25 protein-coding genes are annotated in these 23,176 nt (G+C 72.1%); 11 read left to right on the top strand and 14 right to left on the bottom strand.

The genetic code is table 11. The features are described 5' to 3' along the window. Positions 1-9: 9 nt before the first annotated feature. Genes LCN96_RS25070 through LCN96_RS25060 form a run of 3 tightly spaced genes read right to left on the bottom strand, consistent with a single transcriptional unit; the run spans position 10 to position 1,965 of the window. The gene (locus LCN96_RS25070; RefSeq protein WP_225275325.1) at positions 10-1,215 is read right to left on the bottom strand and encodes an RNA polymerase sigma factor; all 1,206 of its coding nucleotides are present in this window, start codon (positions 1,213-1,215) and stop codon (positions 10-12) included. Then, complete coding sequence (locus tag LCN96_RS25065) at positions 1,212-1,550, bottom strand: YciI family protein (protein ID WP_225275324.1); 339 nt, start codon at positions 1,548-1,550, stop codon at positions 1,212-1,214. The genes LCN96_RS25070 and LCN96_RS25065 overlap by 4 nt, the downstream gene beginning before the upstream one ends. A 16-nt stretch (positions 1,551-1,566) precedes the next feature. After that, entirely contained in the window at positions 1,567-1,965 is a 399-nt protein-coding gene (locus tag LCN96_RS25060) for a VOC family protein (protein WP_225275323.1), read from the bottom strand. A 172-nt stretch (positions 1,966-2,137) separates the two neighbouring features. Here LCN96_RS25060 and LCN96_RS25055 point away from each other — a divergent pair, with 172 nt between their 5' ends. Continuing rightward, a complete protein-coding gene (locus tag LCN96_RS25055; RefSeq protein WP_225275322.1) occupies positions 2,138-2,542 on the top strand; it encodes a hypothetical protein in 405 nt (134 codons plus the stop codon). 67 nt (positions 2,543-2,609) lie between these two features. Continuing rightward, the gene (locus LCN96_RS25050; RefSeq protein ID WP_225275321.1) at positions 2,610-3,137 is read left to right on the top strand and encodes a hypothetical protein; all 528 of its coding nucleotides are present in this window, start codon (positions 2,610-2,612) and stop codon (positions 3,135-3,137) included. Positions 3,138-3,152: 15 nt separating this feature from the next. Here LCN96_RS25050 and LCN96_RS25045 read toward each other — a convergent pair whose 3' ends face one another. Then, entirely contained in the window at positions 3,153-3,647 is a 495-nt protein-coding gene (locus tag LCN96_RS25045) for an NUDIX hydrolase (RefSeq protein ID WP_225275320.1), read from the bottom strand. Positions 3,648-3,713: 66 nt separating this feature from the next. Between LCN96_RS25045 and LCN96_RS25040 the strand changes: the two genes are divergently transcribed. After that, entirely contained in the window at positions 3,714-4,478 is a 765-nt protein-coding gene (locus tag LCN96_RS25040) for a PIG-L family deacetylase (RefSeq protein ID WP_225275319.1), read from the top strand. 46 nt (positions 4,479-4,524) lie between these two features. Here LCN96_RS25040 and LCN96_RS25035 read toward each other — a convergent pair whose 3' ends face one another. Further along, a complete protein-coding gene (locus LCN96_RS25035) occupies positions 4,525-4,755 on the bottom strand; it encodes a DUF3040 domain-containing protein (RefSeq protein WP_225275318.1) in 231 nt (76 codons plus the stop codon). A 4-nt stretch (positions 4,756-4,759) separates the two neighbouring features. Further along, positions 4,760-6,430, bottom strand: a complete 1,671-nt coding sequence (gene ctaD / locus LCN96_RS25030; RefSeq protein WP_404823974.1) for an aa3-type cytochrome oxidase subunit I — start codon at positions 6,428-6,430, stop codon at positions 4,760-4,762. A gap of 178 nt (positions 6,431-6,608) precedes the next feature. Here ctaD and LCN96_RS25025 point away from each other — a divergent pair, with 178 nt between their 5' ends. The 3 genes from LCN96_RS25025 to LCN96_RS25015 all read left to right on the top strand — a co-directional run bounded on the left by LCN96_RS25025 (position 6,609) and on the right by LCN96_RS25015 (position 9,453). Then, entirely contained in the window at positions 6,609-7,532 is a 924-nt protein-coding gene (locus LCN96_RS25025; protein ID WP_225275317.1) for an AEC family transporter, read from the top strand. A gap of 104 nt (positions 7,533-7,636) precedes the next feature. Further along, complete coding sequence (locus tag LCN96_RS25020) at positions 7,637-8,092, top strand: VOC family protein (protein ID WP_225275316.1); 456 nt, start codon at positions 7,637-7,639, stop codon at positions 8,090-8,092. A 203-nt stretch (positions 8,093-8,295) separates the two neighbouring features. Beyond that, complete coding sequence (locus LCN96_RS25015) at positions 8,296-9,453, top strand: alkaline phosphatase PhoX (protein WP_225275315.1); 1,158 nt, start codon at positions 8,296-8,298, stop codon at positions 9,451-9,453. Between the two features lie 45 nt (positions 9,454-9,498). On the opposite strand, the gene LCN96_RS25010 is transcribed toward LCN96_RS25015, so the two are convergent. Together LCN96_RS25010 and LCN96_RS25005 are read right to left on the bottom strand one after the other, a co-directional pair. After that, a complete protein-coding gene (locus LCN96_RS25010; RefSeq protein ID WP_225275314.1) occupies positions 9,499-10,464 on the bottom strand; it encodes an SDR family NAD(P)-dependent oxidoreductase in 966 nt (321 codons plus the stop codon). 60 nt (positions 10,465-10,524) lie between these two features. Next, positions 10,525-11,445 carry an LLM class flavin-dependent oxidoreductase gene (locus tag LCN96_RS25005; protein ID WP_225275313.1) on the bottom strand — a complete coding sequence of 307 codons (921 nt, stop codon included), beginning with the start codon at positions 11,443-11,445 and terminating at the stop codon, positions 10,525-10,527. A 164-nt stretch (positions 11,446-11,609) separates the two neighbouring features. Between LCN96_RS25005 and LCN96_RS25000 the strand changes: the two genes are divergently transcribed. The 3 genes from LCN96_RS25000 to LCN96_RS24990 all read left to right on the top strand — a co-directional run bounded on the left by LCN96_RS25000 (position 11,610) and on the right by LCN96_RS24990 (position 13,456). Then, complete coding sequence (locus LCN96_RS25000; RefSeq protein ID WP_225275312.1) at positions 11,610-11,981, top strand: YciI family protein; 372 nt, start codon at positions 11,610-11,612, stop codon at positions 11,979-11,981. Next, complete coding sequence (locus LCN96_RS24995; protein ID WP_225275311.1) at positions 11,978-12,316, top strand: YciI family protein; 339 nt, start codon at positions 11,978-11,980, stop codon at positions 12,314-12,316. The genes LCN96_RS25000 and LCN96_RS24995 overlap by 4 nt, the downstream gene beginning before the upstream one ends. A 345-nt stretch (positions 12,317-12,661) precedes the next feature. Next, positions 12,662-13,456, top strand: a complete 795-nt coding sequence (locus LCN96_RS24990; protein WP_225275310.1) for a DUF1838 family protein — start codon at positions 12,662-12,664, stop codon at positions 13,454-13,456. A 22-nt stretch (positions 13,457-13,478) separates the two neighbouring features. On the opposite strand, the gene LCN96_RS24985 is transcribed toward LCN96_RS24990, so the two are convergent. The 5 genes from LCN96_RS24985 to LCN96_RS24965 form a co-directional block, all read right to left on the bottom strand. Next, the gene (locus tag LCN96_RS24985) at positions 13,479-14,078 is read right to left on the bottom strand and encodes a GTP-binding protein (protein WP_225275309.1); all 600 of its coding nucleotides are present in this window, start codon (positions 14,076-14,078) and stop codon (positions 13,479-13,481) included. Continuing rightward, complete coding sequence (locus LCN96_RS24980) at positions 14,059-14,451, bottom strand: DUF742 domain-containing protein (protein WP_225275308.1); 393 nt, start codon at positions 14,449-14,451, stop codon at positions 14,059-14,061. Before LCN96_RS24980 ends, LCN96_RS24985 begins: the two co-directional genes overlap by 20 nt. Further along, positions 14,448-14,882 (bottom strand): roadblock/LC7 domain-containing protein, encoded by a 435-nt coding sequence (locus tag LCN96_RS24975; protein WP_404823973.1) that lies wholly within the window; start codon positions 14,880-14,882, stop codon positions 14,448-14,450. Before LCN96_RS24975 ends, LCN96_RS24980 begins: the two co-directional genes overlap by 4 nt. Beyond that, positions 14,879-17,230 (bottom strand): sensor histidine kinase, encoded by a 2,352-nt coding sequence (locus LCN96_RS24970; protein WP_225275307.1) that lies wholly within the window; start codon positions 17,228-17,230, stop codon positions 14,879-14,881. Before LCN96_RS24970 ends, LCN96_RS24975 begins: the two co-directional genes overlap by 4 nt. Before the next feature lie 254 nt (positions 17,231-17,484). Then, on the bottom strand, positions 17,485-17,865 hold the full coding sequence (locus tag LCN96_RS24965) for a winged helix-turn-helix transcriptional regulator (RefSeq protein WP_225275306.1): 381 nt from the start codon (positions 17,863-17,865) through the stop codon (positions 17,485-17,487). A 99-nt stretch (positions 17,866-17,964) separates the two neighbouring features. Between LCN96_RS24965 and LCN96_RS24960 the strand changes: the two genes are divergently transcribed. Further along, entirely contained in the window at positions 17,965-18,369 is a 405-nt protein-coding gene (locus tag LCN96_RS24960) for a RidA family protein (RefSeq protein WP_225275305.1), read from the top strand. A 34-nt stretch (positions 18,370-18,403) separates the two neighbouring features. On the opposite strand, the gene LCN96_RS56650 is transcribed toward LCN96_RS24960, so the two are convergent. Then, on the bottom strand, positions 18,404-21,061 hold the full coding sequence (locus tag LCN96_RS56650; protein WP_263657514.1) for a hypothetical protein: 2,658 nt from the start codon (positions 21,059-21,061) through the stop codon (positions 18,404-18,406). A 143-nt stretch (positions 21,062-21,204) separates the two neighbouring features. Here LCN96_RS56650 and LCN96_RS24950 point away from each other — a divergent pair, with 143 nt between their 5' ends. Next, on the top strand, positions 21,205-23,073 hold the full coding sequence (locus LCN96_RS24950; RefSeq protein ID WP_225275304.1) for an Ig-like domain-containing protein: 1,869 nt from the start codon (positions 21,205-21,207) through the stop codon (positions 23,071-23,073). The last annotated feature ends 103 nt before the right edge of the window (positions 23,074-23,176 follow it).

Raw genomic sequence — 23,176 nt, 5'->3', positions numbered from 1 at the left:
GGGCGGCGTTCAGTCCCAGCCGAGGCGCTGTTCCAGCAGCGCCTGCTGGGCCGGGTTGGCGGTCAGGCGCAGGGCCTGCTCGTCCGCACGGCGCGCCTCGTCGGCCCGGCCGAGGTCGCGCAGCAGCTCGGCGCGGGTGGCGTGGTAGAGCGGGTAACGCTCCAGCGCGTGGCCGAGGCCGGCCAGCTCGGTCAGGGCCGCCTCGGGGCCGGTGACGTGCCGCAGGGCGACGGCCCTGTGCAGCCGCGCGACCGGGGAGGGCGCCAGGTGCAGCAGCATGTCGTACAGCACGAGGATCTGCGCCCAGTCCGTGTCGGCGAACGTCCCTGCCTCGGCGTGGCAGGCCACGATCGCCGCCTGCACCTGGTAGGGCCCCGGCTGCCGATGTGCCCTGGCCGTGCGGGTGAGCAGGGCGGTGGCCTCGGCGATGGCGTCGCGGTCCCACGACGAGCGGTCCTGGTCGGCCAGCAGCACCAGCCGCCCCCTGCCGTCGAAGCGGGCCGCGCCGCGTGCCCGGTGCAGCCGGATCAGCGCCAGCAGTCCGGCCGCCTCCGGCTCCTTCGGCATCAGGTTCACCAGCAGCGCAGCCAGCCATTCCGCCTCCTCCACCAGGTCGAGCGCGTGCGCGCGTTCGGCGGTGCTGCTCAGGTAGCCCTCGTTGAACAGCAGGTAGATGACGGCCAGCACCTCGTTCAACCGTTGCGGCAGCTCCTCCTCGGCGGGGATGCGATAGGGGATGCCCGCCTCGGCGATCTTCCGCTTGGCGCGGGTGATGCGCTGCGCCACCGTGCTCTCCGGGACGACGAACGCCGCGGCGATCTGCGCCGCCGACAGCCCGCACACCACCCGGAGCGTGAGCGCGATCTGCGCGGCGCGCGACAGGGCGGGGTGGCAGCAGGTGAAGACCAGCCGCAGCCGGTCGTCGCGCGGAGCCGGGTCGGGCCAGGTGAGCCGGGCGAGCTTGGCGCGGTAGTTGGACTCGCGGCGCAGCACGTCCAGGCCGCGCCGCTTGGCCACGGTGAACAGCCAGGCGTCCGGCCGGTCCGGCACGCCCTCGACCGGCCAGCGCCGCAGCGCGGTCTCCACCGCGTCCTGCACCAGGTCCTCGGCGGCGGAGAAGTCGCCCAGCAGCGACACCAGGGACGCGGCCAGGCGGCCCGCGTGCTCGCGGACCGCCCTGGCCAGCACCTCCTGACCGCCGGTGGGTCCGGTCATGAGACGGGGCGGATCTCCACGATCGGGCAGGCGGGCCACGAGCGCGCCAGCCGCAACGCCTCGTCCAGGTCGGCCACCTCGATCTCGGCGAACCCGCTCACCACCTCCTTGCCCTCCACGAACGGCCCGTCGGTGACCACCGGCTCCCCCTGGTCCAGCCGCACGGTGGTCGCGGTGTGCACCGGCGCCAGGTGCGTGTGATGGGTGATCTTGCCCTCGTGCTCGGCGAACCACCGGGTGACGGCCTCGTAGGCGGCCTGCCGGTCCGGTTCGTCCAGGTCCTGGAGTTGTTTGGCGTACTGCTCGGTCTCGATGAACATCAGCACGTATTTCACGTCCGTCCTCCTGGGGTCAGCTTGCCGGAAGTGCGGCGTACAGGTCCACGAGGCCGCCGTCCGGGTCGGCGACCGTGGCGTAACGCATGCCCCAGAACGCGTCGAACGGCTCCGCGACGCCCCGGTGACCGGCCCCGACGAGCTCGGCGTACTTGGCGTCCACCGCGGCCGGGCTGTCGAACTCGAAGCACAGCAGCGTGCGCGGCGTGCCGGTCGGCGCGCTCCAGCCCGGCAGGAACGGGGTGCGGAAGGCCTCGGTGTCCAGCATGACGTGCAGGCCGTTCGGCAGGTCGCAGCCGGCGTGCTCGGGCGAGTGCTCGTCGAGCTTGAACGTCAGGCCCAGGCGGGCGTAGAAGGCGATCGCGGCCTTCATGTCGGACACCACGAGGTCGACGGTGTTCAAGGTGGGACGCATCGGTGCGCTCCTCTGGGGTCGGTTGGATGGTTCCTCATCCTCAAGACGATCGGGCGGACCCGCGATACGACACCTCCGGCGGAGATCTCGTGCAGCGATCTCCAAGCCGGGTGCAAGGGCGGGGGCCTATTCCTGGGAGGGTTCGATCATCACCGCACCGTGGAGCTCTCTCATGCGTTCGCTCGCCGTCCTGGTCACCGCCGCCGCCGTCTCGCTGACGCTCGGCACCCCCGCCGCCGCCACCCCGGCGATGTGGAAGTGGCGGGCCGTGCACTCCGCCGACGGCATGGCCACCGCCTGGGGCGAGGTCGCCATCCACCAGTTCGGCCACGTCGTGGACGGCAAGCTGGAGGACACGCGGGGCAAGGGGTGCGCGTGGGCGGTGCTGCGCTCGCAGGACTCGCGCGACGGCCGCTGGCGCGAGCACGGCTTCTACAACTGCGTGCCGGGCGTCGGCACGTTCAGGAAGGACTACCGCAACACGCGGCAGGTCAAGGTGCGGGTCTGCCGTGGCTCCGCCGCGCGGCCCACGGGCGAGTGCTCGGCGTGGAAGACCATCGTGCGGCCGGGGCAGTGATGGCGTGGTGATCCGCCCGGGCCTGCTGGACGAATCCGTACGTGTCACGACAACGGGGAGGATATCGATGAAGAAGTCACTCGTCGCACTGCTGGCCGGCGGAGCGCTGGCCGCCGTCGCCGCCGCGCCCGCACTCGCCACACCGGCTCTCGCCGCGCCCGCTCTCTCGACGGTTGCGAAGACGACCTTGGGGCCGTACGGCTACGGCGCGGTCAAGCTCGGCATGAGCGCCACGAAGGCGCGGGCCACCGGGAGGATCGTGCTCAAGCAGCGCGCCGGCGCCGGCCCGTGCTCCGGCTGGAACCTCAAGGCGCATCCGGCCGGGAAGGACCGCGTGGGCCTGTACATCTCCAAGCGGGTCGGCGTGGCCGTGATCCTGGCGCAGAAGGGGATGCGGACGCCGCAGGGCATCGGCCTGGGCTCCTCGGCGCGGCAGGTCAAGAAGGCGTACCCGAAGCTGCGCGTCTCGCCCGCCGGGATCTCCTACGTCACGGTGCCGGGCAACCCGAAGGCCTACTACGCCTTCCTCTACACCAAGGGCAACAAGGTCAGGGAACTGGCCTTCGGGCTGAACAGGCAGGACTGCGTCAACTGAACGCCGGGGCGTGGGTCACGCTCCCATGCGGACCGGCTCCTCGGGCACGCCGCCTGCCAGCAGCTCGCCCAGGACGCCGGCCAGGTCGCGAGGTGAGAAGAGATCGTCGCCGTGGCCGGCGGCGATCTCCGCCACGCTCCACCACCGCCAGCCGGTGATGTGCTCGGCGGCGAGCTCCGCGTCGCTCTTGACGCCCCGCGGCTCGAAGCAGGGCCGCCGCACGAGAAAGTAGTCGTTGACCACACCGTCGTAGCCGGGCGCGTACGGGCCGGTCGCGCTCTGGTGCCAGACGTGCGGTGGCCGCTCGCCGTCCAGGCGCAGCCCGACCTCCTCGGCCAGCTCGCGGGCCAGCGCCTGCAGGCTCGTCTCGCCGGGCTCCACCCCGCCGCCCGGCATGGCCCACACGACAGGCCCGCCGCCGGCGCTGAGATCGATGCGGCACAGCAGCACCCGGTCGTCCTGGTCGAGGATGACGGCACGCGCCGCCCTGCGCAGCCGGGGTGAGGTCATGGGGCTCCCCTCGTAAGGTAGCGAAACGGGCGAACCACGATAAGGCAGGCCGCTAGCCTGATCCACATGGATTTCGGTCTGCTGTGTGTGCACGCGCATCCCGACGACGAGGCGATCTGGACGGGCGGCACCCTGGCCAGGTACGCCGACGCCGGCGCCAGGACCGCCGTGGTGACCTGCACCTGGGCCAAGGGCACGCACCGCGCGGCGGAGCTGGAGCGCGCCCTGGACCTGCTCGGCGCGGGCGCCCCGCGGCTGCTCGGATACGCCGACGCGGGCAAGGCCGAGTCGGCGCCCGGCGCGCCGCGCTTCGTGGACGTGCCGCTGGAGGAGACGGTGGGGCGGCTGGTCGAGCACATCAGGCAGGTCAGGCCGGACGTGGTGCTCACCTACGACGGCTACGGCAGTTACGGCCATCCGGATCACGTGCACGCCCACCGCGTCACGCTGGCGGCGGTCGAGGCGGCCGGGTACGACCAGCTCTATCCCGGTACGGGCGATCCGTGGCGGCCACGGGCGGTCTACCTGGCCACGGTCCCGCGCTCGGTGGCCGTGGCGGGGTGGGAGGAGGTGTTCGGGGCGCCGCCGGAGCCGGGGCAGGCGATGCTGGGCGTGCCCGACGAGGAGATCGCCGTTCACCTGGACGTGTCGGCGTGGGCGGAGCGCAAGTGGGCGGCCATGCACGCGCACGAGTCGGAGGTGGGGCGCGGCGCGTCGATGACGTTGCTGACGTCGCTGCCGGAGCGGGCGCGGGCGCAGTTGCTGGGCAACGAGTGGTACCGGCGGGTGTCGTTCGCCGGGGGGCGGCGGGCCACCTCGCTGGAGGGGTAGCCCGGTCACCTCAGCCGGTTCGCCACGCCGTCCGGGCCCGGAGTCCTCACTTGCAGGTGACGATCACCAGCGTGACGATCCCGGTCAGGATCAGCACCATGACGCCCACCACGGCCACCTCGGCGCGGCTGACGTGGTCGCAGAAGCGGCGCGGGCCCTCCCGCTCGGCGCGCTCGTTGAACTCGCTGAGCCGGCTGGCCAGGCGTTCCCCGTTGTGCCGCAGTTCGAGCTCGATCGCCGCCAGGACGAGCCGCTCCTGGGGTGACAGGCCGTCCACGCCGTCACTCCGCCGCCTGCCCGCCGGCGTGCGGGTAGTGCAGGTCGAAGGCGGGCCGTTCGGAACGGATGCGGGGCATGCTGGTGAAGTTGTGCCGGGGGGGCGGGCAGGAGGTGGCCCACTCCAGCGAGTTGCCGAACCCCCAGGGGTCGTCCACGACCACGCGCCTGCTCCTGCGCGCGGTGTACCAGACGTTGAACAGGAACGGCAGCGTCGAGGCGCCCAGCACGAACGCCCCGATGGAGGAGACCAGGTGCAGGTCGGTGAAGCCGTCGGCGGCGCTGTAGTCGGCGTAGCGGCGCGGCATGCCGGCCACGCCGAGCCAGTGCTGGACCAGGAACGTCAGGTGGAAGCCGACGAACAGGAGCCAGAAGTGCAGCTTGCCGAGCCCCTCGTGCAGCATGCGCCCCGTCATCTTGGGCCACCAGAAGTAGAACCCGGCGAACATCGCGAACACCACGGTGCCGAAGACCACGTAGTGGAAGTGGGCCACGACGAAGTAGGTGTCGGTGACGTGGAAGTCCAGCGGCGGTGAGCCGAGGATGACGCCGGTCAGGCCGCCGAGCAGGAACGTGATGAGGAACCCGATCGCGAACATCATCGGCGTCTCGAAGCTCAGGTGCCCGCGCCACATGGTGCCGATCCAGTTGAAGAACTTCACCCCCGTCGGCACCGCGATGAGGAAGGTGAAGAAGGAGAAGAACGGCAGCAGCACCTGCCCGGTGGGGAACATGTGGTGCGCCCAGACGGTCATCGACAGCCCCGCGATGGCGATGGTGGCGCCGACCAGGCCGATGTAGCCGAAGATGGGCTTGCGGCTGAAGACCGGCAGCACCTCGGTGATGATCCCGAAGAACGGCAGCGCGATGATGTAGACCTCGGGGTGCCCGAAGAACCAGAACAGGTGCTGCCAGAGCATCGGGCCGCCGTTGCCGGGGTCGAAGAACTGGGTGCCGACCTTGCGGTCCGCCTCCAGCGCGAGCAGCGCGGCGGCCAGCACGGGGAACGCCATCAGCACGAGCATGCTGGTCAGCAGCACGTTCCAGGTGAAGATCGACATGCGGAACATCGTCATGCCCGGCGCCCGCATGCAGATGATCGTGGTGATGAAGTTGACCGCGCCGAGGATCGTCCCGACGCCCGCCAGGCTCAGCCCCATGACCCACAGGTCGCCGCCGATGCCCGGGGAGAAGACGGCGTCCGACAGCGGCGTGTAGGCGAACCAGCCGAAGCTGGCCGCGCCCGACGGGCTCAGGAAGCCGCTGACCGCGATGATCCCGCCGAACAGGAACAGCCAGAAGCTCACCGCGTTCAGCCGGGGGAAGGCCACGTCGGGCGAGCCGATCTGCAGCGGCATGATCACGTTGGCGAACCCGGCGAACAGCGGGGTGGCGAACAGCAGCATCATGATCGTGCCGTGCATGGTGAAGAGCTGGTTGTACTGCTCGTTGCTCACCAGTTGCAGGCCGGGATGGACGAGCTCGGCCCGGATGAGCAGCGCCATGACGCCGGCCAGCGAGAAGAAGATGAAGGAGGCGATCAGGTACATGTAGCCGATGACCTTGTGGTCCGTGCTCGACAGCCAGCTCGCGATGATGCGGCCCTTGCTCGACGGCCGGACCGTCGCCACGGCGGACGTCAACGGCTCGTCAGTACGCGGTTCGTCAATGGTCACCGGGAACCCCCCATTTGCCCCGTGGTGCTCTCGGCGCCCGCACATGATGAAGTTTCCCCAGGTCAGCGCCGTACGACGGGCTTACCCCCTCCCGGGTGTCCTATGCCGGTGAGCCGGGCTCGGACCGGTCCGGTTACCTCAGATAGCCTCACGAACGTCCAGTTTGGGAGGGAATGGGTTGTCGGGGGTTGTTGCGGCGTTCGCCGCTCTGGTGTCGGTTGCCGTGCTCGGCTACGTCATCGGCGTCATCGGTTTGCTGCGGACCAGTGACGAGCTGGTGCTGTCGCGGCTGGCGTTCTTCGTGGCGACCCCGGCGCTGATGTTCGCCACCGTGTCCAGGGCCGACCTGGGGGCGCTGCTCTCGCCGGTGCTGCTGACCGAGGTCATCGCGGTGGCGGTCACGCAGCTCGTGTTCGTGCTGGTGGCGAAGCTGGCCTGGCGGCGGACGACCCGGCAGGCCACGATCGGCGCGCTGGCCTCGTCCTACGTCAACGCCGGCAACCTGGGCGTGCCGATCTCGCTGTACGTGCTCGGCGACGCCGCCCTCGTCGCGCCCATCCTGCTCTTCCAGCTCCTCGTCCTGACCCCGGTGTCGTTCCTGATCCTCGACAAGGGCTCCCGCTCGCCGCGCGCGGCGCTGCTGCTGCCCTTCCGCAACCCGCTCACGGTCGCCTCGCTGCTCGGCCTGGCGCTCGCGCTCAGCGGCGTCTCGCTGCCGGTCACGGTCATGCGCCCGATCGACCTGCTCGGCGGCGCGGCCGTGCCCGTGGCGCTGCTGGCGTACGGCCTGAGCCTGTACGGCTCGCGCCAGGCGTCCGCCGCCCCCGAGGAGGGCGGCGTCGGCAAGGACATCGCGCTGGCGGTGACGCTCAAGGCGTTCGCGCAGCCCGCGCTCGCGTACGTGACCGCCCGCTTCGCGCTGGGCCTGGAGGGCACGCAGCTGCTGGCGGCGACGCTGTTCGCGGCGCTGCCCACCGCGCAGAACATCTACGTCTACGCCGTCACCTATGACACGGGCAGGCGCCTGGCCCGGGGAGCGGTGCTGCTGACCACGGGTCTGTCCATCCCGATCATGACGGCGATCGGCGCCGTGCTCGGCTGACGGCGATCCGGAGAAGATTCTTCCGGGGATCGTGTCGATCCGCGCTCAGCCCGTACGACGCATCGGTGTAGGACGACGAACGACCCCCTGAGGAGGGACCCGCCATGCAGAAGATCACCACGTACCTGTGGTTCGACCACCAGGCCGAGGAGGCCGCCACCTTCTACACTTCGCTGTTCCCCGACTCCCGCATCGTGTCCGTGCAGCGCCAGGGCGAGGCGCACCAGGCGCTCGTGGTGGAGTTCGAGCTGGCCGGCCAGCGGTACCTGGCGCTGAACGGCGGGCCGCAGCACACCTTCAACGACGCGATCTCGCTGTACGTCGACTGCGAGTCGCAGGAGGAAGTGGACGAGCTGTGGGCCCGGCTCACCGAGGGCGGCGAGGAGTCGCGGTGCGGCTGGCTGAAGGACCGGTGGGGCCTGTCCTGGCAGATCATCCCGAGGCAGCTGCCCGAGCTGCTGCAGCACCCGGATCCTGACACGGCGCAGCAGGTGATGAAGGCCATGCTCGGCATGCAGAAGATCCAGATCAGCGAGCTGAAGGCGGCCGCCGGGCAGTGATCCCGCCGAGCGGTTCACCGGTGGCCGAAGTCCGGCCTCGGTCACCGGTCGGCGGGTCTCCGTCTTCGCGAACCCGCAGAATGCGGCGAACCCACCGGAATGTGGTGCAGCACACCTATGTCGTTAACTTTCCTGACAGATCGGTGTCCATGTGCTCGACTTACTGTCGGCGAGGCTGCACCCCCCACTCAGGAGGTTCGTCGATGGAACGCCGCCATTTCCTGCGCGCCTCGGTGCTCGGCGCCGGCACGATCGCCTTCTCCGGCAGTCTCTGGCAGGGAGCGGCCCTGGCCGCGCCCGCCCAGAACGCCCCAGGCCCGTACGGCGCGCTGCAGGCCGCCGACGCCAACGGCATCCACCTGCCCACCGGCTTCACCAGCCGGGTGATCGCCCGCTCCGGCCAGACGGTCCCCGGCACCTCCTACACCTGGCACAACGCCCCCGACGGCGGTGCGTGCTTCGCCGACGGCAGCGGCTGGATCTACGTGTCGAACTCCGAGATCAACCCCGGCGGCGGCGCCTCGGCCCTGCGTTTCGACGCCTCGGGGAACGTCACCTCCGCCTACCGGATCCTGTCCGGCACCAGGACGAACTGCGCGGGCGGCAAGACGCCCTGGAACACCTGGCTGTCATGCGAGGAGGTCAGCCGGGGCTTCGTCTACGAGACCCACCCCTTCGGCGGCACCGCCGTGCAGCGCCCCGCGATGGGCCGGTTCAAGCACGAGGCCGCCGCGGCCGACCCGGTACGGCGGGTCATCTACCTGACCGAGGACGAGACCGACGGGCGGTTCTACCGGTTCGTCCCCACGACGTGGGGCGACCTGTCGTCGGGCACCCTTCAGGTCCTGATGGCGGGCTCCGCCACCTCGGGCTCCTTCACCTGGGCGAACGTACCCGACCCCGACGGCTCGCCGACGGCCACGCGCAGCCAGGTGGCGGGGTCGAAGTCCTTCAACGGGGGCGAGGGCTGCCACTACGCGGGCGACACCGTCTGGTTCACCACCAAGGGCGACAACCGGGTGTGGCAGGTCAACCTGGCCTCCGGCACCTACGAGCTCGCCTACGACGACAGCCTCGTCAGCCCCGGCACGCCGCCGCTCACCGGCGTCGACAACGTCACCGGCTCCTCCTCCGGCGACCTCTACGTGGCCGAGGACGGCGGGAACATGGAGATCTGCCTGATCACCCCCGACGACAGGATCTCGCCGTTCCTGCGCATCAACGGGCAGAGCGCGTCGGAGATCACCGGGCCGGCCTTCAGCCCGGCGGGTGACCGGCTGTACTTCTCCTCCCAGCGCGGGACGTCGGGGTCGCCGTCGGGCGGCATCACGTACTGCGTCACCGGGCCGTTCCGCACCTGACCCGCACCCGACCCGCACAGGCGGCCCGGCGAGGGGCGCGGGCGCTCACTCGCCGGGCGGCCACCGGTCGCCGAACAGCTTCGCCAGGGTCGGGCTGTCGGACCGGTAGAGGTCCAGCGGGTCGGCGCGCATCGCCGCGTCGAGGGCGCGGGCGTCGTCGCCGACCAGGATGCGCCAGGTGCCGGCGCGCACGCCGTCGAGGATGATCGCCGCGGCCTCGGCGGGCGACAGCGGCGCGTGGTCGCGGAACGTCTCCCCCATGGCCTTGACCGCCGCGCGGACCGCCTCGTCGCTCAGCCCGCCCGCGGGAACGCCGGAGATGGCGGCGGCCAGCGCGCGGGCGTCCGCGAGCTGCTCGGCGGTCATGTCCTCCGGGTCGGCGCTGCCGTGCACCCGGCGCGAGTTGATCAGGATCTCGGTGCCGACGTGGCCCGGCATCACCAGCGCGACCCGTACGTGCGGCGCGTTGATCCGCAGATCCGCCAGCAGCGACTCGGTGAAGCCCTTCACGGCGAACTTGGCGGCGCTGTAGGCGCTCATCGGCATGCCGGGGCCGCCGGCCCAGAACCCGTTGACGCTGCTGACGTTGACCAGGAAGCCCTCGTCGGCGGCGACGAGCAGCGGCATGAACGCGCGCGAGCAGTTGTAGACGCCGCCCCAGCAGATGGCGAACGTGCGCTCCCACTCGGCGCGCGGGCTGGTGAAGAAGCTGCTGCCGCCGCCGACGCCCGCGTTGTTGAACAGCAGGTTGACGTGCCCGGTACGGTGCCGCTCGACCACCTCGTCGCGCAGGCGAGCCACCTGGTCCTCGTCGGACACGTCGCACAGGTGCGTGGTGACCCGCGCGCCGCCGGCCGGCGCCGCGCGCTCCGCGGTGCCGGCCAGGGCCGCCTCGTCGAGGTCGCAAGCGGCGACCGAGCAGCCCTCGGCCGCCAGCCGCAGGACCAGCTCGCGGCCCATGCCGGCGCCGCCGCCGGTGACGACGGCCATCTTTCCGGTGAACGATCTCATCGATCAGCTCCCCTCTTCGATGGCCACCGTCGCACGGACCGGGCCGGCCATCAACGCCTTTTACGCGGCGTCACCGGCCCCTTCCGCGGGCAGGCCCAGCTTGGCCGCGAGCGCCTCGATCAGCTCGGCCTGCTCCGCCGCGCCCATGGGCAGCAGGTGGAGCGCGATGTGCGTCTCGTCGGCCCCGACGGCCACGGCCCGGTCGAGCTGGGCCAGCACGGCGCCGGTGAAGGCCGCGGGCGAGACCGGCTCGCCGGGAGTGGTCGGGATGATGTTCACCACGACGGTGCCGGTGCCGCCGGCGTCCCGGTACCAGCCGACCTGGGTGCGGGTGTCGTCCCAGTCGACGGCGGTGGTGATGAAGCCGTCGCCGAGGCGCGCGGCGCGCTCGATGGTGGGCCGGGCGATCGCCCCGAACAGCAGGGGGATGCTGCCGCGCCACGGCTTCGGGCCGATCTTGGACGGCGGGATCCGGTAGTGCTCGCCCTCGAACTCGACCGGGTCGGGCGCCCAGCAGGCCCGCATCGCGGCCGTGTGCTCGACGAACCCGGCGCCCCTGCGGCCGGCGGGCACACCCGCGGCGGTGAACTCCTCGGGGATGTAGAACGGCGGCAGCCGGGTGCCGCCGCCCTGCCCGATGCCGACGACCAGCCGCCCCTGGCAGAGCCGGTCGAGCGTGGCCAGCCGGCGGGCCAGCACCACGGGCGGCTGGAAGATCGTGTTCAGGATGCCGGTGACCACGCGGATGCGCCGGGTGTGCGCCGCCGCCCAGGCCAGCAGCTCCAGCGACTCCCAGACGTGGTCCTCCGGCAGGCCCGCGTCGTTGTTCCAGTGCGGGCCTGCGGGGATGAGCAGCCGGTCGCTGGCGGCCACGGCGTGGTAGCCGAGCCGTTCGGCCGCCTGGGCGACCGTGACGACGGCTTCGGGCCCCGCGTACGGGCTGACCTGCGGCAGGGTGACGCCGATACGGGGAAGGCTCATTCGTATGCTCCATTCGTAGCCGGTGGGCGGGAACACCCACTCCGGCAGGAGGTCGGAGCGGCGAGAAGATTTTTGCGCCCGCCACGGCAAGAACCCGCCACCGGTTCCGACCTCATGGTGAACGGCGCCCACGGGGGTGCCGCCCGGCCATCGAAGGAGATGACATGAAATTTCTACTGATCATGCACCAGAACCCGCAGGTCTGGGACGGGCTCACCGAGGAGCAGCGCAACGAGGTGATGAGCGGCCACGGCGGCTTCATGGAGACCATCACCAAGTCCGGTGAGCTGATCAGCACCGCGGCGCTGGCCGACCCGGGGCAGAGCGCCGTGGTGCGGGTCCGCGGTGGTGTCCCGGTCGTGACGGACGGACCGTACCTGGAGGCCAAGGAGTTCCTCGGCGGCTACTATCTGGTGGAGTGCGACAGCCGGGAGCGGGCCCTGGAGCTGGCCGCGCTCATCCCCGACGCCGGCGTGGAGGGTCTCGGCATCGAGGTGCGGCCGGTGGTGTTCGCGGGCACGGCCGACGGCTCGTGAAGTTTCTGCTGAACGTCTACGCGAGCGCGTCCGACGGGCCGGGGGACGCCCTCGGCCACGAGCGGATCCTGGCCCTGGCCGGGCGGTCGGGCGAGCTGATCGGCGCCCACGCGCTGGCCGACCCGTCCATCAGCACCGTCGTACGGGTCAGGGACGGCGTGGTGGAGGTGAGCCAGGGCCCGTACCTGCCGGCCGTCCAGCACGTCGCGGGCCAGTACCTGCTCGACTGCGAGAGCAGGGAGCGGGCCGTGGAGCTGGCCGCCGCCATGGCGCGCGGCCGGGGCGCGGGCGTGGAGGTGCGGCCGGTGATGGATCCGGCCGGGCTGGAGATGTGAGCCTCGCCGGCGCCCTGTGAGGGCCTGCGGCGCCGGGTCGCCCGGTGCCGCAGGTCCTCTGGCGCGCAGGCCGTTCGCGGGGCCCGGAGTGGACAAGCCTTCGGGCGACATGATCACATATGGCGCTGTTCGGTTCCTCATCGGCACGGAAGGCCGTACGTGATCACAAAACGTCTGGCGGGGCTGCTGGCCCCGCTCGCCTTACTTCTCAGCACCGGCGCCCCCGGCGCGGCGGCTCAGGACGACGCTGTCAGCCCCACGGCGCCCGGACCGGTCTACGCGACGGTCACCGACACCAGCGGGAAGCTGTCCCTGCAGACCTTCGGGCGGCCGGACGGCAAGGACATGGTGTTCCGGATCTCGGGCTCGGTGTACGCCAACATCGAGGGCAACAGCCTGGACCCGGCGATGCGGCACGGCCAGAAGCTGTTCAACATCGAGGGCTACAACATCCGGCGGCTGTACCGGGTGCCCGACACCAACCAGCTCTACCAGCTCTCGCGCGAGATCGTCTTCTACACCGACCCGGCGGACCCGCAGCGCATCCTGCGCGAGTGGAAGAACCCGATTGACGGCAAGACGTACCCGGTCATCCCGATCAACAACGACACGGTGAACTTCGGCCCGTTCACGATCACCCCCTCCTACGCGGGCCCGCCGCTGCAGCGCCTGCACGAGGAGACGGTCTGGACCAGCGACATCCCCGTGCGCACGAGCTTCGCCACCACCCTGGGTGAGCAGTTCGGCCTGGTCGGCGGCGTCTACGCCGCGCAGGAGATGTTCGACTTCTCCGTCGACCAGCGCGAGGTGGCGGCCCGCACCGAGCCGGGCGTGCCGGAGGGCGCGATGAAGACGAAGATCAGCTGGGCGCGGACCAGCCCGTGGGCGCCGTTCATGTGCCTGCCGGAGACGGAGGTGCGCGGCCAGCTCACCTACCACGCCCGTAGCTGGTCGCTGGGCTCCTACGCCGCCGTCGAGCCGTGGCTGCGGGCCGAGATCGAGGCCGACCACCCGCTCTACAAGTCCTCCCCCGCCGCGCCGGGGCCGAGCGAGAACTCCTGGACCTCCTTCTACAACAAGCAGCTCGGCAAGGGTGCCACCACCTGGGCGGGCTGGTGCGCGGCCAACGGCCGCGCCTGAACCCGCCGCCGCCCCCGGCCGGTCACGGAACGGGATGCGGGGTGCTCCGCTCCTGGACGGCCATCAGATGGTCGATCAGCGTCAGCAGCACGTCGCGTCCCGCCTTCCGGTCGCGGGCGTCGCAGAGCACCAGCGGCACCTGCGGGTCGAGGTCGAGCGCCGCGCGGATCTCCTGCGGCGTGCGGTCCCTGACCCCGTGGAAGCAGTTGACGCCGACCACGAACGGGATGCCGCGGTTCTCGAAGAAGTCGATGGAGGCGAAGCTCACGTCCAGCCGGCGGGTGTCGACCAGGACGACGGCGCCCAGCGCCCCGTTGACCAGGTCGTTCCACATGAACCAGAAGCGCTCCTGCCCCGGGGTGCCGAACAGGTAGAGCACGAGCTGGTCGTTGATGGTGATGCGGCCGAAGTCCAGCGCCACGGTGGTGGTGGACTTGCCGCTCAGGCCCTCCAGGTCGTCCACGCCGACGCTGGCGTGCGTCAGGTACTCCTCGGTTCGCAGCGGCGGCACCTCGCTCACCGAGCCGACCATCGTCGTCTTGCCGACGCCGAACCCGCCGGCGATGAGGATCTTGACTGCCAGGGGAGCCTGCGCCCCGTGCTCAGAGGTTGCGTAGCCCATCCCGTACCGCCTTCAGGATTGTCATGTCGGGAAGCCTGCTCTCCTGGGCGAAGGCCAGCGGTGGCTGCGCCCGCAGGTGGCCGGCCTCGATGAGGTCCTCGATGAGGATCTTGGTCAGTGAGACCGGGAGGTGCAGCGCGGAGGCCAGCTCCGCCACCGCCAGTGGCCGCCGGCACAGGTCCAGGAGCGTGTGGTGCTCCGGCTGCAGCTTGCGCAGCTCGCGCCTGGACGGCGGAGCGGGCGCCGCGGCCGACACCATGGTGATCAGCGTCAGGTCGTCGCGCTGGGTGGCGGTCCGGCCGCCGGTGATCGTGTAGGGACGGACCAGGGGCTCGTCGGTGTCGTCGTCGAAGTCCTCCGTCCAGTGTTTCATCCTGATCTCCCCGGCTCACTGGTCACCGGGGTGCGCGCGCCGGTCCCCAGCTTCTGGCCGACCTGCTGGATCAGGGTGTGCATCGCCTCGCTCATCACCTCGGCGTCCACCTCCTGGGAGGCGACGACGGCCAGGTGGGTGCCGCGGCCCGCCGCGGTGATGAACAGCCACAGCTCGGCCAGCTCGACGATGACCTGCTGGACGGGCCCGCCGCCGAACAGCGCCCCGGCGCCGCGGGCCAGGCTCTGCTGGCCGGTGGCGATCGCGGCCAGGCGTTCGGCGTCGGCGCGTTCGATGGTCCGCGACCGGCTGAGCACGAGGCCGTCGTCGGACAGCACGATGGCGTGCCGGGTGCCGGCGACCTCATTGACCAGGCGGTCCAGGAGCCAGTCCAGGTCTGCGTTGGTGGCGGTGGTTCGCTGCGTCATCATCGATCTTCCGTCGTAGGGGTACCGGGCTCGGGGTCCGCGTCCGGGGGCGTGGGGTAGGCGTCGTCACCGGTCCGGCGCCGGCGGGACTGCCGTTGGAACGCACCGATTGTGGCACCGGATCGGCGTGGTTGATCACGAAGCGGCCCGGTGTCCTGTCCGGGCGTTTCCTCCGCTTCCGCCGGGACCCTGAGCTCGGGCGCCAGGCTGGCCTGGCGGACCCGCTGGGGCAGCGGCGCGCGGCCCCGCGGCTCGTCGTCCGGCTCCCGCGTGCCGGCCGGGGCCGTCACCTGCGCCAGCGCGCGTCCCCTGGAGCGCGCCGGCAACTGCCCGTTCTCGTGGGGGACGTCCTGCGCGGGGCCGGGCTCCCGGACCGCCGCGACCTGGAGGACCGGCTCCTCGGGGTCCGGCGGCGGCGCCTCCACCACGATCGTCTCCGGGAGCAGCACGATGACCCGGGTGCCGCCGTAGGGCGAGGAACGCAGCTCGACGTGCAGGCCCAGGGTCGCCGACAGCCGCGCGACCACGTACAGGCCCAGCCGCGCGTCCTCGGCGTGGGTCATCACGTCCAGCTCGGGCGGTGCGGCCATCAGGTCGTTGGCCGCGGCGTACTGCTCGGGCTCCATGCCCAGGCCGCGGTCCTCGATCTCCACGGCCACGCCCCGGCTGACGGGCGCCGCCCGTACCTCGACCGGGGTGTTCGGCTTGGAGAAGGTGGTGGCGTTCTCCATGACCTCCGCCAGGACGTGGACCAGCGGGCCGACGGCGCGCGCCGCCACCCACGGCGTGCCCTCGACGTCGATCGAGATCCGCCGGTAGTCCTGCACCTCGCCCTGGGCGGCACGCAGCACGTCGAGCAGCGGTACGGGCCTGCGCCAGCGCCGCTGCGGCTGACCGCCGCCGAGAATCACCAGGTTTTCCTCGTAGCGGCGCAGCCGGGCCGTCAGGTGGTCCAGGTCGAACAGGCCCTCCAGCACCTCGGGGTCCTCGTGCTTGCGCTCCAGCTCGTCCAGCTTCTTCAGCTGCAGGCCGATGAGGATCTGCGTGCGCCGGGCGATGCGCTGCAGCATGCGCTGGAAGCCGCGATGCTGCTCGGCCTGCCGCACGGCGGTGGTCACGGCGCTGCGGCGGGCCAGGTTGAGCGCGTGCCCCAGCTCGCCGAGCTCGTCCTGGGTGGGCTCGATCATGTGGGCTTCGGCGTCCACGTCCACGTCCTGGCCGCGTTCCAGCCTGGCGACCACGTCGGGCAGCCGCTCCTGCAGCTCGTGGGCGTCCTGGCGCAGGTGGTCGATGCGCCGGCGCAGGGTCCTGGTCAGCCGCCAGCTGGTGAAGATGACCAGGCCCAGCGCGAGCAGGCCGACGCTGCTGATGCTGACGAAGACGGTGAAGATCATGTCGGCGTGGCCGTAGCCGATCGCGGTGACGTTGGCCAGGCGCAGCCGCAGCAGCTCCACCACCTGCTGGGTGACCGCGTCCGCCGAGGAGCGCCACATCGACCGGTTGCCGCGCAGGGTCACCTGCCCGGCCACGCCGCTGCCGGCGGGCGTGACGAACTGGCCCTCCAGGACGGTCAGAGTCTGCCACGCCTGGCTGTTCATCAGCCCCGCGTACCGGGTCTCGTTGCCCGTCAGGTTCGGCAGCACCCGGCTCTGCAGGAGGTGCCTCCTGGCTCCGATCGCGCCGCTGACCAGGCGGTACTCCTCCGTCGTCAGGCGCTTGCTCTCCCAGCCGCGGGCCAGCAGGGCGTCCTCGCGGCCGAAGGTGTCGACGATCCAGAAGAGGTCCACCAGCAGCCGCGCCTTGTTGTTGACCTCGCCCTCGTCGGTCTGGCTGAGCACGGTCAGCACGCCGATGGCCGACTCGATGACGCCGCTGTAGTAGTCGTACGACCTCTGCGCGGCAGCCCATCCGGCGTCCACCGCGCGGCGCTGCTCGGCCAGGCGGCCGAGGCTGCCCGTGGTGCGGGTGATGGCGGCGGTGAGCCCTTCGGGCCCGTCGGCGGTGTCCAGGTCCGCCAGCGGCAGGAAGGCCTTGATCGCCCGGTCGGTGGCCGCGCGCTGCGTGGTCAGCTCGTCGGCGGCGCTGCGGCGCAGGCCGGCCTGCAGCTCCGCGGTGAGCCTGCGCTCGGTGTTCAGGGTGAAGAACAGCTCGGACGCCGGCTTGCCGACGAGCGAGGTGGCCAGGTCCATCTGGACCTGCTCCGCCCGCCACTGGCTGAACAGCTGGTTCATGCCCGAGGCCAGCAGCGGGGTGAAGGTCAGGCTGGGCACCAGCACGATGATGAGCAGCACGGTACGCAGCTTCAGCCGCCTGACGCCGGCCGGTCCCCGCGGCTCTCCTCCTTCGTCCACGGCTTCGCCCCGTCGTCGTCTGCTCCTGCCCCATCCAGTCACGTGCAGGACCCTCTCCTCGCCGATCGGTGCAGCCCACATGAATGATCCCCGTGCGGGTGATCGGTGCCCGATCGTAGCCATGCGAGGTTGAGGCCGAAAGTCCTGATTTCGCGGGGGCATAACCGCGGTCGCGCCCGCCGCTGCGATCACCTCGCCGAGGCGGCCGGTCGCGCGGGTGGTCACCTCGCCGAGGCGGCCGGTCGCGCGGGTGATCAGGCGTCGAAGCGGCGGCGGGCTGACTCGATGTGCCCGAAGAACTCGTGGGTCCAGCCGCAGATCAGATCGACGGTCGCGCGCAGCGCCTGACCCGGCGGGGTGAGGGTGTACTCCACGCGCGGCGGCACCGTCGGGTACACCGTCCGCTCGGCCAGGCCGTTGCGCTCCAGCATGCGCAGGTTCTGGGTGAGCATCTTGTGACTGATGCCCTCGACCTCCTTGCGCAGCTCGCTGAAGCGCAGGGTGCGCTCGCCGAGCGCCTCGATGATCAGCAACGCCCACTTGTTGGCGACGTCCGAGAAGATCTCCCTGGCCAGGGAGTCGGCCCGCCTCAGGTCCGCCTCGTCGGACAGGCCGCTGACCTGCTTGCTCACCATCTGGTTCCCCAGTCACTGAAAAGTGCGTTCTTCCATGTCAGCGCACACTCTCTTACAGTTTCCGAGTAACCGCAAGAGAGTATGGACCGAGGAGAGATCATGGCTGTCACGCTCATCAACCCCGACCGGCACGTGCGCGTCCCGATCTACCACCACGTGGCGGTGGCCACCGGGAGCAGGCAGGTGCACCTCGCGGGGCAGGTGGCCTGGGACGAGAACGGCGAGCTGGTGGCGCCGGGTGATCTGGCCGGGCAGGTGGCCCAGGTGTACCGCAACGTCGCCAAGGGGCTCGCCGCGGCCGGGGCGAGCTTCCATGACGTGGTGCGGATGACCTGGTATGCGGCGGGGTGGAAGAGGGAGATGTACGACGCGTTCAACGCGGGGATCGAGCAGGCGGCACGCGAGTTCGACCTCGCCACGCCGCCTGCCGCGCTGATCGGGGTCGAGGTGCTCTTCGAGCCGGGCATCCTCGTCGAGGCCGAGGTCACCGCGGTCATCGACTGACCCGACCACCGCGCCCGCGACCGGATCCGGCTGGTCAAGCGGGGCTGGTGAGCAGGGCGTGCAGGGCGCGGGCCTGGCGGACGAGCTCGCTGGTGCGCCCCCTGCCCGCCAGCTCGGCCACCACCGGCAGCTCACCCCGCGCGTCCGCCCACTCGGCGACCTCGGCCGCGACCCGCATGAGCCGCGTGTGCACGCCGGTCGCCCGCTCCCCCGCCCCCGGCAGATAGGCGGGCAGCAGCCCCGTCATCACCTGCCAGACCTCCCGGTGCGCCCCCAGCCTGGCCGCCTCCTCGAGCGCCCCGATGGCGCCGGCGGGGCGCTCCTGCCCGCGTCTCAGCAGGAACGCCAGTTGCCTGCCCAGCTCGGCCCCCGGCAGGTCACCGGAGGCGGCCAGGTGCAGGAAGGGCCGCACCCCGTCACCGTCGGCCCCCTCCATCAGGTAGCGGGCGAACAGCAGCGCCACCCCGGGGCCGCCGGGGCCGTCGGCGAGCACCAGGTGGTCGAGGTCGCGCGCCGTGGGCTTGCTGATCGGCCAGAAGGACCTCATGCCGTAGACCAGCCGCGCCGCCGCCAGCTCCCGATGCCCGGCGAAGACGGGCAGCAGCAGCTCGCCCGGCTCGTCGTGCATGCGCGGCGCGAGCAGGTCCGCGAACAGCTCCTCGTACTCCTGCCCCCAATCGAACTCGGCGGCGATCCGGGTGTCGTCCTCGTGCGTCGTCCAGCGCAGCACCACCTCCGGATGGGCGGGCCGGTCGGTGAGCCACCGGTGCACCCGGCGCCCCGCCGGCCCGGTGAGCTGAGCCGCCCGCCGCACCGCCTCGGCGGTCACGGTCCGGCGTCCCAGCCGCAGCAGCGCCTGCCGCAGGTCCAGCGGTAACGCGTGAACACCGTCGCGCTCGTACCCCTCCAGCCGCTCGACCAGCGCCTCCGCGTCCAGCAGCCCGTTGGCGCGGGTGGGGACGGCCAGCAGGTACGGCGGCAGCCGTCCGTCCAGCTGCGCCTGGTACACCTCGCCGAAGCGGGCCAGCGGCATGTGCCGCCACACGCCGGAGTGCGCCGGCGGCGGGACCCGGCGCGCCACGTCGGCCCGGCAGTCCGGCATGGCCCTGCGCTCGGCCCTCGGCTCGATCAGCTCGCGGGCCATGGCGCCGGCCCAGTCGTTGGTGTCCCACCACGGCATCCAGTGGTAGCGGTCGTCCGCGAAGCGCGCGGCCAGCGGAGCCAGCTCGGCGATCAGCGACTCCCGCTGCTCGCCCGCCGCCAGCCGGACGAAACCGTCCAGCCACCGCTCGGGCTGCATCCAGTCGTACTCGCGCAGCGAGATCCGCGCCAGCACCCCGGCGTCCGTGATCAGCGGCATCGGCCCGGGCTCGGGGGCAGGCGGCAACGGTGGCGGCTGGTAGCGGGGCCGTGGCGGCGGAGGCGGCGCCGCCTCCCCGCCGAAGACGCCGGCCAGCTCGGCGGCCGGGCCGGGAGGCAGCATCGCCACGGTCTCCCTGATCGTCCGGGCCGCTTCCGGGCCGAAGCGGCCGGCGTGCTTGACGGCCAGCCGCACCGCCCTGTCGCGGGCCTCGCCGGACCCGGACAGCAGCGCGGCGGCCAGTGCGGGCGCGTACGCGTCGACGTCCTCTCCTGGCTGCTTGAGCACCCGGTCGAGGAGCGCCAGCCCGGCGCGGACGAGCCTGCCCTCCGAGCGGAACAGCAGGCTCTCGACGGCCTCCGCCGGGGGCGCCGCCTTGACCTGGCGGAGCCGGCGTAACGCCAGGTCGGCGACGTTGGCCGCGGGCAGCGAGAGCAGGGCCGCGTAGTCGCGCGCGTGCGGGGCGACCTCCTCCGGCGCCGGGTCCAGCAGGTCGTGCAGGGCTTGGAAGAAGCGCAGGTCGGCGGTCTGACCACCGCGCAGCATGCGGGTGCGGCAGCCGTCGAGCAGCGCCGCGCGCTTGATCCGGCCGTCGGCGGCGAGCCTGACCAGGGCCGGGCCCCACACGCGATCGTGACGCAGCAGCCGGCCCACGCCCTCGGTCTCGAACAGCCGCTGCGACATGGCGTCGAGCAGCGGATCGGCGGCCAGCTCCGCGACCGGCGTGGCGGTGATCCAGGCCAGGGTGAGCGGGTCGTGCCCGGGCGGCTCGGCCCCGGTCGCGCGCAGCAGCGCGAGCGCCAGCCGTACGCGGCCGTCGTCGGCACGGAGGCGGGCACCGCGCAGGCGCAGCGCCAGCCGTACGGCGAGATCCTCCTGCCAGGCGACCGGCCTGGACGCGACGACCTGGAGGATCGGCGGCACGTCGTCGACGCCGCGCACGGCGCCGCCACGGACGAGCTCGCGCCTGTTGAGCCAGGCGGCGACGGCCGCGGCACCGGCGATGGCGCCCGCTCCCGCCACGCGCATGGCCTCGACCCAGCGGGTGCCCCGGAACGGGCGGCTCGACAGCGCCAGCGCCTCGGGCAGCTCCCACACGCTGCGGCCCGCCTGCTTCGCCTCGGCGACCAGCTCCCACCACCGCGCCCGCTCCGCCGCGCGGTGTTCGGCGTCGCGGCGGTCGCCGGCCTGCTGTGCCGGCGTGAGGTATCCGGGCAACTCCTGCGCCACCTCGCGCCGCTGGGCGTCGTCGAAACCGCCGAGCAGCGTGGCGATGGCGGTGAGGTCCTCGGCGTGGATGGCCGCGCGGACCGCGTCCCAGGCGTTGATCATGCCTGGGACAGTAGGGCACCCCACCGACAATCCCGCGGCGCCTGGATTCGATCTCCGCGCCGGGTTACCGTCACAGCGCTGGTGCCGAATGTGCGGCTCGTACCGGTGTGTCCCCGGAAACCCCTGTGTGGAAGAGGTCCGGCATGCACCTCCCGTTACTCGCGGTCCTGATCGCCCTGGCCCCCCTCGACGTGCAGGTGAACTTCTCCGACCAGGCCACCGCCCCGCCGGCCGGATACGTCCGTGACTTCGGCGAGGCGTACGGGCCGCGTCCCGGCGGCCTGACCTACGGCTGGGTGCAGAACGGCACCACCACCCCGCTGTCGCTGATCGGCAACGGCCGCAATCGCGGCACGGGGACGGACCCGCGCCTGGCCACGCTCATCCACATGCAGCTGCCCGCCGGCTCCGCGGGCATCAGGACGCCGGGCTCGTGGGAGATCGCGGTGCCCAGCGGCGCCTATCGGGTGACGGCGGCGGTCGGCGACCCGTCGCACACCGACAGCACCCACTGGCTCACCATCGAGGACCAGAACGGCACCGCCGCGTTCGTCCCGTCGGCCGCCGAACGGCATCGCACCGTGACCAGGACCGTCACGGTCACCGACGGGCGGCTCACGCTCCCGGCCGGCGGTGTCAACACCAAGCTCGACTACGTCGACATCACCGAGCTGACCACACCCGCGCCGAGCGTGCGGCGCACCGTCCCGGCCGACCGGGCCGCGAACGTCCCCCTGACCGGGGCGGTGGTCGCCGACCTGCGGCTGATCGCGGGCGGCGTGGCGGTCGGCTCGCTCACCGCGGGCAGCGCCACGATCAGGCGGGTCAGCGACGGCGCCGCCGTGCCGGTCAACGTCGCCACCAGCGGCGGCGGCGACACCATCAGCGTCGCCCCCGCCACGGCGCTGCAGCCCGGCACGCTCTACCGGCTCGACATCACCGGCGCCGTCCGCGACACCGCCGGCAACGCGTTCCACCCGTACTCGATGGTCTTCACCACCGGCGCGCCGCCCGGCGGGGAGGCGGCCTTCGACAAGGTGGTCTCCGGGGCGGGCGGCGCGCCGTACACCAGCGTCGTGAAGGGGCCGGACGGGCGCCTGTACGCCGCCACGCTCACCGGGCAGCTGCGCCGTTACACGATCGACGCCGACGGCACGCTGGCCGACGAGCTGGTCATCGACACGGTACGCAACGCGCACGGCGGCGCCGACCGTACCGTCATCGGGCTGGCCTTCGACCCCGCCTCCACGCCCGCCGCCCCGATCCTGTGGATCACCGACAACCAGGCGTACCCGGGCTCCGACGTACCGGAGTGGACCAGCAGGATCGCCCGGCTGAGCGGCCAGAACCTGGGCACCTACACCGCGGTCGTCACCGGCCTGCCGCGCTCGGCCCGCGACCACGAGACGAACTCGCTCGCCTTCGGCCCCGACGGCGCCTGCTACCTCACCCAGGGCTCGATGAACGCGATGGGCGCGCCCGACGCGGCCTGGGGCAACCGGCCCGAGCGGCTGCTGAGCGCCGCCGTGCTGCGCCTCGACCCGGCCAGGCTGCCGGCGACGCTGCCGCTCGACGTGCGGACCGAGGCGGGCGGCGGTTACGACCCGTACGCGGCCGGTGCGCCGCTCACCTTGTACGCCACCGGCGTGCGCAACGCCTACGACCTGGTCTGGCACAGCAACGGCCACCTGTACGCGCCCACGAACGGCTCGGCCGCCGGCGGCAACACGCCCGCCACCCCGAGCCCGCTGCCCGCCTCCTGTGCCCGGCGCGGGTACACCGGCCCGCAGGTGCCGGCGATCACCGCCAACCCGCAGGCCGAGACCGACTACGTCTTCGACGTCAAGCCGGGCCGCTACTACGGTCATCCGGGGGATCGCCGGGCTGACCGGCTTCGACCAGCCACTCGACCTCGTCGAGGACCGGGCCACCGGGAACATTTATGTGACGGAGCTGGGCGGCGAGCGCATCACGCTGCTGCGGCGCCGCTGACCGGCCACGCGGCGGGGTGACCCGGCAGGGCTGTGCGCCCACCGGCGAGGCCGCACCGCCACCGGCGAGGCCGCACCACCACCGCCGGCCGCACCGCCTCCATCCGTCGTGCCGCCTCAGTCG

Origin of the sequence: Nonomuraea gerenzanensis (assembly GCF_020215645.1) — a bacterium.
Classification (GTDB): domain Bacteria; phylum Actinomycetota; class Actinomycetes; order Streptosporangiales; family Streptosporangiaceae; genus Nonomuraea; species Nonomuraea gerenzanensis.
Note: the sequence above shows the minus strand (reverse complement) of the source record. Positions and strands in the feature narration are given on the sequence as shown.